This is a genomic window from Aeromonas sp. DNP9, from assembly GCF_001728955.1.
Taxonomy (GTDB): Bacteria; Pseudomonadota; Gammaproteobacteria; order Enterobacterales; family Aeromonadaceae; genus Aeromonas; species Aeromonas veronii.
In genome coordinates, this window is the sequence record NZ_LYSQ01000005.1 from 56,980 (window position 1) to 68,972 (window position 11,993).

Consider the following 11,993-nt stretch of genomic DNA (forward strand, 5'->3'; position numbering starts at 1 on the left):
TATTCTCTCTCCATATCCTTATGGAGGGTGATGCCATGCAACCCGCACTGACGACTACGATTACAGCCCGCAAATTCAAACTGACCCTGCTCGGGCCAGCCTTTATCGCCGCCATCGGCTATATCGACCCGGGCAACTTCGCCACCAATATTCAGGCGGGCTCTACCTTTGGCTACCAGTTGCTCTGGGTGGTGGTATGGGCCAACTTGATGGCCATGGTGGTGCAAACCCTCTCGGCCAAACTCGGTATCGTTACCGGCAAGAATCTGGCGGAGCACATCCGCGACCGACTGCCAAAACCGGCGGTCTGGGCCTACTGGGTACAGGCAGAGATCATCGCCATGGCCACCGATCTCGCCGAATTTATCGGCGCCGCGGTCGGCTTCAAGCTGCTGCTTGGCGTGACCTTGCTTGAAGGGGCCTGCATCACCGCCGTAGTGACCTGGGGGATCCTGATGTTGCAATCCCGTGGCCAGAAACCGCTGGAGTTCGTGGTCGGCGGCCTGCTGCTGTTTGTCGCGGCGGCCTACATCGTCGAGCTGATCTTCTCCCGCCCCCATCTGCCCAGCCTGCTGGAGGGCGCCCTCTTCCCCGGTCTGCCCAACAGCGATGCCGTCTATCTGGCTGCCGGTGTGCTCGGTGCCACCGTGATGCCCCACGTTATCTACTTGCACTCGGCACTGACCCAGCACACGCAGGATCAGGGCTCGGTCAGCCAGCGGCTGCACACCACCCGGGTCGATGTGGCGATTGCCATGACCATCGCCGGCTTCGTCAATCTGGCGATGATGGCGATGGCGGCCACCGCGTTCCACAGCTCGGGCCACCAGCAGGTAGCAGAGCTGGAATCCGCCTATCAGACCCTCACTCCGCTGCTGGGTCAGGCTGCCGCCACCCTGTTTGGCCTCTCGCTGGTCGCCTCCGGCATCAGCTCTACCGTGGTGGGCACCCTGGCCGGGCAGGTGGTGATGCAGGGCTTTGTCCGCTTTACCATCCCGCTCTGGCTGCGTCGCGCCATCACCATGGCTCCCGCCTTCGTGGTAATCGCCATGGGGCTCAACACCACCGAAATTCTGGTGTTGAGTCAGGTGATCCTGAGCTTTGGCATCGCGCTGGCCCTGATCCCGCTGTTGATGCTGACCGGCGATCGGGCACTGATGGGGCAACATCGTAACCACCCCGTCACCCAGGCGGTAGGACGCCTTATCGTTGCGCTGGTGATCGGGCTCAACGCCTATCTGCTGGTTGCCATGATCTAGCGAACCGTAAAACCGAGAAGAGGGGCTCATTAACACTGGTTAATGAGCCCTTTCGCACTTTGGCGTATGCTGCCGCTTTCTCTTCTCATTTATCGTTGCGGGAGCCTTGCCATGGAACATACCCGAGCCAGCTTCGTACTGGGCCATCATCAGGAGCAGGCCAGCGTGGTCTGCTGCCAGCGCGGTGACACCACGCTGCTGGTCACCGACCTCACCCCTTTTCATCCCCAGAGCCATCTCTGGCCCGATCAGCCGGGGGATGTGGGCCATGTTCGCTGGGAAGGGGGCGAAGCCACCATTGGCCCTTGCCGAATGGGGGCTATCAGCCCGGATGGCGAGCTGTTCGTCGATACTGCCATTCCGGTCAAACGGGGCGCTGAGGGGTGGCGTTTCGTGGTGGTCCATCCGCTGACCGATGACCATGAGCTGGCCGTTGGCAGCCAGGTCGAATTACAAGTAGATAGCGCTGCCCGCCACGCCCTGAGTCTGGGCCATAGCGGCTGCCATCTGGCGGCACTAGCCCTCAACCAGGTACTCATCCCCTACTGGCGCAAGGAGGTAAGCGAGCGCGATGCACTGGGCCAGCCCGACTTCGATCGTCTTGCTATTCAAAGCTCGCGAGTCGAGCCTTGCGGTTCGCGGGAGCAGTACCGAATCGGCAAGAGCCTGCGCAAGAAAGGGGTCAACAGCGAGGCACTACTGGCAGATCTGGCGCTGATTGAAGAGAAGGTTAACCAGCAGCTAGCCGACTGGATTACAGCCGGAGGCGAGATCCGCCGCAGCCGCGCTGGCGAGGCGATCATCGATTCCCGTTACTGGCACTGCATGCTGGAAGGCCAGGAGGTGACCATTCCCTGTGGTGGCACCCATGTTGCCTCGCTCGCCGAGTTGGGAGAGGTCAAGGTAGAGCTCACTCAAGTGGAAGAGGGCTTTGCAATGCTGACCCGGGTCACGCCAACCGGCGCCTGAGTCGCAGACTTGACCACTCAGGGCTAACGCCCAAGTTGGCAATAGAGAAGTATCGCAAAGAGAGAGCATCTCATGCCCCTCAACGCCAGTCATGACGGGCCGATGCTTCTCTTTTAACCACTCCCTGATTAGAATGCGCCTCCCACAGGAGGCACATCACCCATGAGTAGTACCCAACTACGCACCACCCCGGATCGACTTCGTTATCTGGTTCTCTACGAAGGCATCGGACTGGCACTGGTCGCACCGCTGATCAGCCAGCTGTTCGATCAGGGCGTCGCCGAGGTCGGTTCGCTGGCCATCTTCTTCTCCATCGTCGCCACTGCCTGGACCTACGGCTGGAATCTGTTGTTCGACAAGGGGTTGCTCAAACTGTGCGGGCGCACCAACAAGCGACCACTGGACCGCTTCCTGCACGCGTTTGGCTATGAGGCGAGCTTTATGATGCTCTCCCTCCCCTGCGTCATGTTCTGGCTCGATCTGGGAGTCTGGGACGCCCTGATGCTGGATCTCGGCTTCGTCGCCTTCTACCTCGTCTACATCATGGTCTTTACCTGGGCCTATGAGCGGATCTGGCCGCTGCCATCCAACCCGCAGACGGCATAAGGCCTCAGCCGCACCGAGGCCGACAGAAGGAAAAGTCAGGAAGGACTAATAGGAAGGATGGGAAAATCCCATAAAAACAATGCCAGTCAGCGAGCTGACTGGCATTGGACAAAACAGACTTTCGGACTTACTTGACGGCGTCTTTCAGAGCCTTGCCAGCCACGAATGAAGGCACGTTGGCAGCAGCAATCTGGATCTCTTTACCAGTTTGCGGGTTACGACCGGTGCGGCCTGCGCGGTGGGTGACCTTGAAGGTGCCAAAACCGACCAGTTGCACAGCATCGCCTTCTTTCAAGCTCTGGGTAATACCATTGATGATCTCTTCCAGAGCCACTTTGGCCTGAGCTTTGCTCAGATCTGCTTTGGCGGCAATCGCATCGACAAGTTGAGCTTTGTTCATAACATTTCCTTTATGATCGGGCATTTAGCGCTGGGTCACTCTATGCAAAAAAAAACGCACAGGCAAAGCCTTTATCGAGCCGAACGCGTCAAACGCTGGGGTTTTCATCAAGATCTGCGGAAATAGTCACATTCCACACGCGAAAAACCGTGAGCAGGCCTGAAACCTGCTAGCACTCAGACACAATCCACTGACTATTTCTTCGCCACTTAACATTATCCCCCCATGGCTATTGACGCTTGCCCAGATTTTCCCTAGTTATAGGTTGTGTCACTGCTCAAACGGCTCGGAATACCGAACAATCGGCCAGCCTTTGCCCCACGGAGGGATAGGGATTATGTTGACGAAACTGGAACAGACCAAGCAGGCGCTGGCAGGCAAGCATAAGGCTATCGACGACTGGCTGGATGCAAGGCAAGCGTTGCTGGTCGGATACATGCAGCTGGCAGGCCTCACCCCGGCGCGGACCAAGCAGCGCAGCCTGCCCAAGACAGAAGAGCTGCATCAGTTTTGCGACCGGCTGGTCGACTATGTCAGCGCGGGCCATTTCGAGATCTACCACCACGTCGTCACCGCCTTCGAGCAAGCCAGCGGCGAAACACTGGAGCTGGCCAAGCGCATCTATCCCCATATTCGCAACAGCACTGAATTCGCCCTCGAGTTCAACGACAAATACAGTGATGCCGACGAGGCCCAATTGCTGCTACTGGATGATGATCTCAACGAGTTGGGTCCGGTTCTGGAAGAGCGGTTCAAACAGGAGGACCGCCTGGTCAAGGCGCTTCATGTGGTGGAATCCTTGAGTACCCAGCAAGCCTGAATGCCATTTTCGGAGCAAGTTCAAGATACTGGCAACCAAGGTGGATTACACTCAGAGCAATGACCCTAGCGTCCACACTTATTGCATACAGGAGATGAGCATGTCTGAGCGCCGCCGTTTTGCACGGATCCTCTACTTGACCATGGCAGAACTCACCCAGGGGGAACAGAAGTGGCAGACCCAGCTTGTCGACGTCTCCTTGCAGGGAGCCCTGCTGATCCGCCCCGACGACTGGGAGAGCCGTGACAACAAGGAGTACCAGCTCAGCTTTATCCTGAGCGGTAGCGATATCGAGATCAAAATGCAGGTCGAGCTGACCCACGAAGCCAGCAAAAAACTGGGGTTCTACTGCCACCACATCGATATCGACAGCGCCACCCACCTCAAGCGGATGATCGAGCTTAACGTCGGCGACGAAGAGCTGCTCCACCGCGAGCTGGAACAACTGCTGAGCGAGCATCTGGAACACAGCCAGCCCTGATGGCAGGTTCCAGCCCATAAAAAAGAGCGCCGAGGCGCTCTTTTTTCGTTGTGCGGTTGTCTCGATTGCAATGCTGAGGGATTACAGCGCCTCGAGTGCCTCGGACAGCTTCTTGACCGGTACCACTTCCATCCCTTCGATGGGGTGCTTGGGGGCATTGGCGTGCGGCACGATTGCACGACGAAAACCGTGCTTGGCCGCCTCCTGCAACCGCTCCTGGCCGGACGGCACCGGGCGAATTTCACCAGAAAGGCCCACTTCGCCAAAGACCACCAGATCCTTGGGCAGCGCCTGATCCCGGAAGCTGGAGACCATCGCCAGCAGCAGTGCCAAGTCCGCACTGGTCTCCTCGACCTTGACTCCGCCGACCACGTTGATGAAGACATCCTGATCCGCCATCTGCAACCCGCCGTGACGGTGCAGCACCGCCAGCAACATGGCGAGCCGGTTGTGATCCATCCCCACCGCTACCCTGCGCGGGTTGGAGAGCTGGGAGTAGTCCACCAGCGCCTGCAACTCCACCAGCAGCGGCCGGGTGCCCTCCCAGATAACCATGACGATGGAACCGGGCGCCTGCTCCTGCCCCCGGCTGAGGAAGATGGCGGAGGGGTTGCTCACCTCGCGCATCCCCTGCTCGGTCATGGCAAAAACCCCCAGCTCGTTGACCGCACCAAAGCGGTTCTTGTGAGAGCGCAGGGTACGAAAACGGGAGTCATGACCGCCATCGAGCAGCACAGAGCAGTCGATGCAGTGTTCCAACACCTTGGGGCCCGCAAGACTGCCATCCTTGGTCACATGGCCCACCATGAAGATGGCCACATGATTCTGCTTGGCGTAGCGGGTCAGCAACGCAGCCGCTTCGCGCACCTGTGAGACAGAACCGGGGGAGGATTGCACATCCGCCACATGCATCACCTGAATGGAGTCAATCACCATGATCTGCGGCTGCTCCTGCTGGGCAATCAGGCAGATCTGCTCGACGCTGGTCTCGGAAAGCATCCGCAGCTTGTCGGTGGGCAGCCCAAGGCGGTTGGCCCGCATCGCGACTTGCTGGAGCGACTCCTCGCCGGTGACATAGAGGGTTTTCATCCGCTCTGCGAGACCACACATGGTCTGCAGCAACAGGGTCGACTTGCCCGCCCCTGGGTTGCCGCCGATCAAAATGGCCGAGCCTGGCACCACACCGCCACCGAGCACCCGATCCAGCTCCTTGAAACCTGAGGTAAAACGGGGAATTTCGGTGGTGGCAATCTCTGCCAGTGTCTGTACCTGACTGCCGACCGCGCCGGCATAACCGGTGTAACGGGCACTCTTGCCTGCGGGGCTCACCGAGCCGAGGCGCACCTCGGTGATGGTATTCCACTCCTTGCACTCGCTGCATTGACCTTGCCAGCGTGTGAAGTCGGCACCACATTCGGAACAAACATAAGCAGTTTTATTTTTGGCCATTGATAACTCGGGGACAGGATGAATTCCTGCTTGATATACTTGTTTGCGACCGACAGATCAAACCCAGAATCGGAAAAGTGACTTTCCGTGGCAGGAACAAATGGATTCAGAACACCAGCAACATCTGATTGAACAACTCGTCCCCTTGCTGCGGGAGAAAGATTTCGAGGAGATCTTCAACCGCATGACTCAGGAGGAAAACAGCAACAGCCGTTTTCTGATCAAGATGGAGCTCAAGCGCAAGTGCTCCCCCTGCCGCAGGGTCATCGACATGCGCGATGAGCTGGAGGATGAGTGCCTGGTGCATGAGTTCGACGGCATCACTCACTTCATGCCCGCCGATGCGATTGCCCTGTTCCAGTCCCAGTGCTATCTCTACCGCGATATCTATACCCTCGGTGTCTACGAGGCGCTGCAACAGTGGCAAAAGCAGCACCACAACGCCCGTGTGGATGGTCAGCTGTCTCCCCCGGCCAGCCCCTTCCGGCAATATGATGTCAACACCATTGCCTTTGCCAGTTACTACGGCCGCCGTCAGGAGCGGATGCACTTCAGCTCGCCGGTGCTGATCAAGTTTCAGGACGGGGAGAAGCTGTTCGCCAAGAGTTCAGATCTCTCGCTGGGTGGCATGCGGGTCTCGGTTCCCTATCTGCCGAATTATCACACCGGCGCCCAGGTGGAGGTCTTCTTTACCGGACTGGAGCGGGACACCCCTAATCCGGTGCTGCACCAGCCGGTCGGCTATCAGATCCTTGGCGAAGAGAGCAAAGAAGGGAAATACTGGCTGCGGCTGGTGCGCTCCGGCGAACAGCCCGCCTTCGATGCCTTCCTCAGCGACTTTATCGATGCCAACAAGATCCGCTATCGGGTCAGCGTCGACTATCTGCTCTCCGCCGCCATCATCAAAGGGTATGAGCAGTTCTACCTGCCGCGGATGACCGGCATGCCGCTCTTCTTCGGCACCGGCGACAGCCCCAATCTCGAGATTGCCCTGCGTACGGAAAACAACCAGCACCTGCTGGAGTATTGGCGCGATGAGAAAAACCGCGATGCCCTCGCGGGGCTTTTCAGCGCAGAGCGGATGAAACGGCTCTGCCCGGCCCCCGGCACCACCACCGAGACCATCATCTACTGCTTTACCCACACTGTGCGCAGCCACATCTACTTCTTCTCCGCCACCACCGAGGAGCTACGCCAGAGTGGCCTCACCGCCCTCTTCTTCCAGGTGGGCTCACGCCGGCCCAGCTGGCGAGTCTACAAATTCACGCTGGAGGCGTGCGATCTTATCGAGGCAGATGTGGGGCAACTGCAGGGGCAGGACAACCCGCAGTTGCAAGATATCCTGCTGCTCGAGCGGCTCAAACAGATCGGCTATTGCGGCCTGCTGCAGGAGATCGGGCTGGAGTCCCAGCGGGAAGAGTTCCATCAGGAAGGGGTCAGCAACAACGCCAACGAGCTGCAACGCTTTGGTCACGAACAGGGGGTTGCCCCGTTCGAGATCGAAACCCTGCACTATGTTCAGCTGCGCAAAGAGTCGCGCTACATCCACAAGACCGCGGTCGCCATCCATCACAACGGCAAATCCTGGATCGGCTGGACCCGCGACATCTCGACTCACGGCCTGCAAATCGAGCTGGAAGATGCCTTTATCGGCGAGAAGAACGATGTGGTGACCATCGCCCTGCCCCGCTTGCAGGAGCTTTCCAAGAGCATGGATCTGCAGCGCCTCTCCTACCGGCTGGTCAGCCTCAACATGACCCGCACCGTGCTGCACCTCTGCATCGAAGGGGATTCGGATCGCCATACCGGCCGCCAGTTCTTCAGCCTGCTGATCGAGAGCAACCAGAACAAGCTCAAGGCGGCGCAGGAGCAGCGCCGCTATCGTGGGCTGGCGCGGGCACTGCGCAACATCTATACCCACCACCTGTTCAACTCGCCGGTCTACGTCAACAAGCTGAAAGGCGCGCCCAAACCGGCCTCCATTGGCAAGTCGCTGCAACCGCGCAGTCTGCAGCGGCTGCTGCAAGCCTGTGCCGAGCTGCCGGAGCAGGAGAACCTCTATCCGCTGTTTCAGGGGGAGCTGCTCAAGGAGCTGCTGATGAACCCGCTGCGCGCCATCGAGCGGGAGGACAAACCGAGAGAAGACGAGGTCTATATCGCCAGCATCCAGACCAAGGCTGGCCTGCCCATCTTCAGCAGCCGGCTGGCCAGCAGCTTTGCCAATGTCAAAGAGAAGCGTCAGTTCATCGAGCTGGCGCAGCAACAGGGGGAGTTCTACTCGGTGCTGGTCGGCATCTCCCGTACCGGACGGCCCGACACCAACTTCATCGCCAACGAGCTGGACTACATCGCCAAGTTCGCCATCCACAAGGCGCGCAAGCTGGAAGAGGAGCTCTGGAGCGTGGTGGGGGTGGGCGAACTGACCGATACCACCCAGGCCACCCTGTTCCGCTTTGGCATCACGCCGCCGCTGAACTGATGATCCGGAAACAGACAAAAATTAAACAGGGCGCTCGAGGCGCCCTGTTTTTTGTCATACCGCCAGCGGGTTGAGCAGCCAGTCGAGGATCTGGGGAAAGTGATCCTCCTGCGCCTGCGGGGCGGTCAGCATATTGATGTGGTCATAATCGAGGCGGTTGCCGTTGTCCCGCCCCAATCGGGTGTGACGAGTTGCCGACCCCATCTCGTCGCTGAAACGTCGCACATCGGTCGGGTGACCCAGCACCTTGTCCGCTTTGGCCGAGATCATCCAGAGCGGTGGCCAGTTGACCCGTGCCGCCGCCTCGTCATAGGCAAAACCGTCGTGAGGATCCTGCCAGGGGCCGCACTTGACCCAGGGGATGGTCTCCTGCAGATAGCGCAGCGGCTCGTCATCGGCACCAATCTTGAGATCCCGGGCGGCCAGAAAACCACGGCGACGTGCCAGCCAGGGGGCCAGCCGGTTCCAGATTAGATCCACCTTCAACCAGCGCTCGGGATTGTGCACCGACACACCGCGCTTGGTGCCAAAAAACAGCAGACTGGCCACCTGATCCGCCAGCTCGGGGAAGCGCACCAGGGTCGAGGCCATGATGACACCGCCCCAGGAGTGGGCCACCCAATGCACCTTGAAGCCATGATGGCGCTCGGCAATCCAGCGGTGCAGGGCGGGCAGATCCTCGGTGATCAGCTCATGCTGACCGTGCTCTGCCTTCTCGGCGATGGCAGGAGTGCTGAGCCCCCGCCCCCGCAAATCAGCCACATAGACCTGATAGCCGTGACGGGCCAGAAAGCAGGCCAGCCCCTTGCCAGATTCGGTATAGAAAATCCGCCCGTTCTCGATGGCGCCATGCACCATCAGGATCGGCTCTCCATGCACGGCGACCCGGGGTTTGATGTGGCGCACATGCAATTGATGGCCACCACAGGGGATAAACAGAGACTGCTGCAACAATTCCATTTTTATTGGTTTCCTCCTTGAAACACTGTCAGCGCTGGTCCCAACGTTGCTCGCTGCAGGCCCGCGCCGCCAGCAGGCAGATCACCCCCTCCAGATCATGATGATTGAGGGTCGCGGCAGCCTGCGCCCGCACCAGCGGCTTGGCGTGAATGGCAATGCCAAGACCCGCCACCGCCATCATTTTGAGATCGTTGGCACCATCGCCGATGGCCACGGTCTGGGCGGGCGCAATGGCATACTCGGCCGCCAGCTGCTGCAGTACTTCGGCTTTGACGCCTGCATCGACGATGCGCCCGCTCACCTTGCCGGTCAGCTGGCCCCCCTCCACCGCCAGCTCGTTGGCGAAGATGGCATCCAGCCCCAGCTCCCGCTGCAACTGGCCGGCAAAGCGGGTAAAACCGCCGGAAGCGATGGCAACACGCCAACCCGCCTGTTTGAGGGTATCGACCATCAGCTGCAAGCTCGGCATCCAGGGCATCCATGCCGCCACCTCATCGAGGATGGCGACAGGCGCCCCCTCAAGCAGCGCCACCCGATTGCGCAGACTGTCGGCAAACTCCAGCTTGCCCTGCATGGCGGCCGCGGTCACCGCCGCAACCTGATCGCCAACCCCCGCCAGCCGCGCTATCTCGTCGATGCACTCGATGCGGATCGCGGTGGAGTCCATATCCATCACCAGCAGGCCGGGCTCGTTCAGGGTCGGTAGCGCGGGCAGATGGCAGAGATCGATCTCCCACTCACCGCTCTTGAGCTCGGCCACCAGCTCGGAAGAGAAGCGATCGCAGCCAAGCAGCAACAACGGCACGCCCGCCACCTCGGTGGGAGGATAGAGGGTAGTCGCCAACCCCTGTGCAGCCAACAAAGGTGACAGACACGCCAGATGGGATGCGCCCAGCCCCTTGCCAAACAGCACCAACCAGCCGCCAGCCTGCGGAGTCTCTGTCGGTTGCAACGCATCTGCGTGGAGCTGCCAACAGGGTGAGCCGGACAACAACGCGGGCCAATCGGATAACAGAGGGGGGAGCCGGGACAACAACATAAGGGATACGCCTTCCTTGGTGATCAGAGGGTTAACAATGCTGGCCCAGAGTAGCGTATTGCTTTTTGTACAGGCAAGCGCCAAGATCCCGCCACTCCTTGTTACCAGAGGTCTCACGCTTGCAGCGTCATCTTCCCATCAAACGTGTTCTCAGCCTGGGTGCCGGTATCCTGCTCGGATGCTGGGTGCTCGGTGTGCTTATCCATATGCAGGGTGAAAGCCAGGCCTCGCTGCACAGCGAAGCGCGCAACCGGGCGCAGGCGCTGGTCGCCTATGCCGCCCGAGACATGAAACGCTGGATCAAGGAGGAGAAGAGCAGCGAGCTGGAGCGGCTGGCGCGGGATCTGGCGGCGGAGCCGGAGATCCTCGATGCCACCCTCTACGATGGACGCGGTATTCCCCTCGCCCAGTCTGAGCAGGCGGTGCCGCTGGAGAGCCTGCTGCCCATCGGCAGCGATAACAAGTCACTGCCGGAGCAGGGCAAGGGGCGGATCCAGTTCGTGCAGGAGATCCGGGATGGCGAGCAGACCATCGGCTTCCTGCGCATCACCCTGGAAGAGCAGCAGATGCTGGCAGACAAGGACACCCGGCTCAAGGTGGTGCAGGAGAAACAGCGGCTGATGCTGCTGGTCGCCCTGCTGGCCGGGGTGCTCATCTCCTACGGCGTGCGCCGTAACTACATGCGGGTGCGCAAGCACAAGAAAAAGAGTACGCCCCCCTCGCCACCTCCGGAAAATTGATGGCGCAACCAGAGAGCAGATACAAAAACGGCGGCCAAAAGGCCGCCGTTTCTTATTCGCAAGGGAATTACTTGTCGCCCAGCAGGACGGAATCCAGTGCGATTTCGATCATGTCGTTGAAGGTCAGCTGACGCTCTTCAGAGGTGGTCTGCTCACCGGTACGGATATGGTCGGAGACGGTGCAAATAGTCAGAGCCTTGGCACCGTACTCTGCAGCCACGCCGTAGATACCGGCAGCTTCCATCTCGACACCCAGGATGCCGTATTTTTCCATGACGTCGAACATGGAGGGGTCCGGGGTGTAGAACAGGTCGGCGGAGAAGATGTTACCGACGCGCACGGCAACGCCCTTGTTCTTGGCGGCCTGCACGGCATTGGCAACCAGGTCGAAGTCGGCGATGGCAGCGAAGTCGTGATCCTTGAAGCGCAGACGGTTTACTTTGGAATCGGTGCAGGCACCCATACCGATTACCACGTCACGCAGTTTCACATCTTCACGCACAGCGCCACAGGAGCCCACGCGGATCAGGGTCTTCACACCGTAATCGGTGATCAGCTCTTTTGCGTAGATGGAGCAGGAGGGGATACCCATGCCGTGGCCCATGACGGAGATACGACGGCCCTTGTAGGTACCGGTAAAGCCGAACATGTTGCGCACGTCGCAGATCTGCTCAACGTTCTCCAGGAAAGTTTCAGCGATGTACTTGGCGCGCAGGGGGTCGCCCGGCATCAGCACGGTATCAGCAAAGGCGCCATCTTTCGCATTGATATGAGGAGTTGCCATTCTCTTG

General features: G+C 59.7%; 12 protein-coding genes. 7 read left to right on the top strand and 5 right to left on the bottom strand.

The genetic code is table 11. The annotated features are described in order from the left end of the window. Window positions 1-35: 35 nt before the first annotated feature. From A9G06_RS04600 to A9G06_RS04610, 3 genes are all read left to right on the top strand, one after another. Window positions 36-1,259, top strand: a complete 1,224-nt coding sequence (locus A9G06_RS04600; protein WP_069554504.1) for an Nramp family divalent metal transporter — start codon at window positions 36-38, stop codon at window positions 1,257-1,259. 111 nt (window positions 1,260-1,370) lie between these two features. Beyond that, window positions 1,371-2,228: a hypothetical protein gene (locus tag A9G06_RS04605; protein WP_069554425.1), complete on the top strand. Its 858-nt coding sequence runs from the start codon at window positions 1,371-1,373 to the stop codon at window positions 2,226-2,228. Window positions 2,229-2,390: 162 nt separating this feature from the next. Beyond that, window positions 2,391-2,834 carry a PACE efflux transporter gene (locus tag A9G06_RS04610; RefSeq protein ID WP_069554426.1) on the top strand — a complete coding sequence of 148 codons (444 nt, stop codon included), beginning with the start codon at window positions 2,391-2,393 and terminating at the stop codon, window positions 2,832-2,834. 127 nt (window positions 2,835-2,961) lie between these two features. Here the strand turns inward: A9G06_RS04610 and hupA are convergent, their stop codons facing one another. After that, complete coding sequence (gene hupA, locus A9G06_RS04615; RefSeq protein ID WP_005340484.1) at window positions 2,962-3,234, bottom strand: nucleoid-associated protein HU-alpha; 273 nt, start codon at window positions 3,232-3,234, stop codon at window positions 2,962-2,964. 337 nt (window positions 3,235-3,571) lie between these two features. Between hupA and A9G06_RS04620 the strand changes: the two genes are divergently transcribed. Together A9G06_RS04620 and A9G06_RS04625 are read left to right on the top strand one after the other, a co-directional pair. Next, complete coding sequence (locus A9G06_RS04620) at window positions 3,572-4,054, top strand: Rsd/AlgQ family anti-sigma factor (RefSeq protein WP_005348975.1); 483 nt, start codon at window positions 3,572-3,574, stop codon at window positions 4,052-4,054. Window positions 4,055-4,154: 100 nt separating this feature from the next. Continuing rightward, complete coding sequence (locus tag A9G06_RS04625; protein WP_005340482.1) at window positions 4,155-4,535, top strand: PilZ domain-containing protein; 381 nt, start codon at window positions 4,155-4,157, stop codon at window positions 4,533-4,535. Between the two features lie 81 nt (window positions 4,536-4,616). Here A9G06_RS04625 and radA read toward each other — a convergent pair whose 3' ends face one another. Beyond that, window positions 4,617-5,984, bottom strand: coding sequence for a DNA repair protein RadA (radA, locus tag A9G06_RS04630; protein ID WP_005340481.1), 1,368 nt, complete (start codon window positions 5,982-5,984; stop codon window positions 4,617-4,619). 100 nt (window positions 5,985-6,084) lie between these two features. Here radA and A9G06_RS04635 point away from each other — a divergent pair, with 100 nt between their 5' ends. Next, window positions 6,085-8,463, top strand: coding sequence for a PilZ domain-containing protein (locus tag A9G06_RS04635; protein ID WP_069554427.1), 2,379 nt, complete (start codon window positions 6,085-6,087; stop codon window positions 8,461-8,463). Between the two features lie 54 nt (window positions 8,464-8,517). On the opposite strand, the gene A9G06_RS04640 is transcribed toward A9G06_RS04635, so the two are convergent. Continuing rightward, the gene (locus A9G06_RS04640) at window positions 8,518-9,423 is read right to left on the bottom strand and encodes an alpha/beta fold hydrolase (RefSeq protein ID WP_069554428.1); all 906 of its coding nucleotides are present in this window, start codon (window positions 9,421-9,423) and stop codon (window positions 8,518-8,520) included. 28 nt (window positions 9,424-9,451) lie between these two features. Next, the gene (serB, locus tag A9G06_RS04645) at window positions 9,452-10,462 is read right to left on the bottom strand and encodes a phosphoserine phosphatase SerB (RefSeq protein WP_069554429.1); all 1,011 of its coding nucleotides are present in this window, start codon (window positions 10,460-10,462) and stop codon (window positions 9,452-9,454) included. A 119-nt stretch (window positions 10,463-10,581) separates the two neighbouring features. Here serB and A9G06_RS04650 point away from each other — a divergent pair, with 119 nt between their 5' ends. After that, the gene (locus A9G06_RS04650) at window positions 10,582-11,202 is read left to right on the top strand and encodes an AhpA/YtjB family protein (protein ID WP_005340472.1); all 621 of its coding nucleotides are present in this window, start codon (window positions 10,582-10,584) and stop codon (window positions 11,200-11,202) included. A 67-nt stretch (window positions 11,203-11,269) separates the two neighbouring features. Here A9G06_RS04650 and deoD read toward each other — a convergent pair whose 3' ends face one another. After that, window positions 11,270-11,986 (bottom strand): purine-nucleoside phosphorylase, encoded by a 717-nt coding sequence (deoD, locus tag A9G06_RS04655; RefSeq protein ID WP_005340471.1) that lies wholly within the window; start codon window positions 11,984-11,986, stop codon window positions 11,270-11,272. Window positions 11,987-11,993 lie beyond the last annotated feature (7 nt).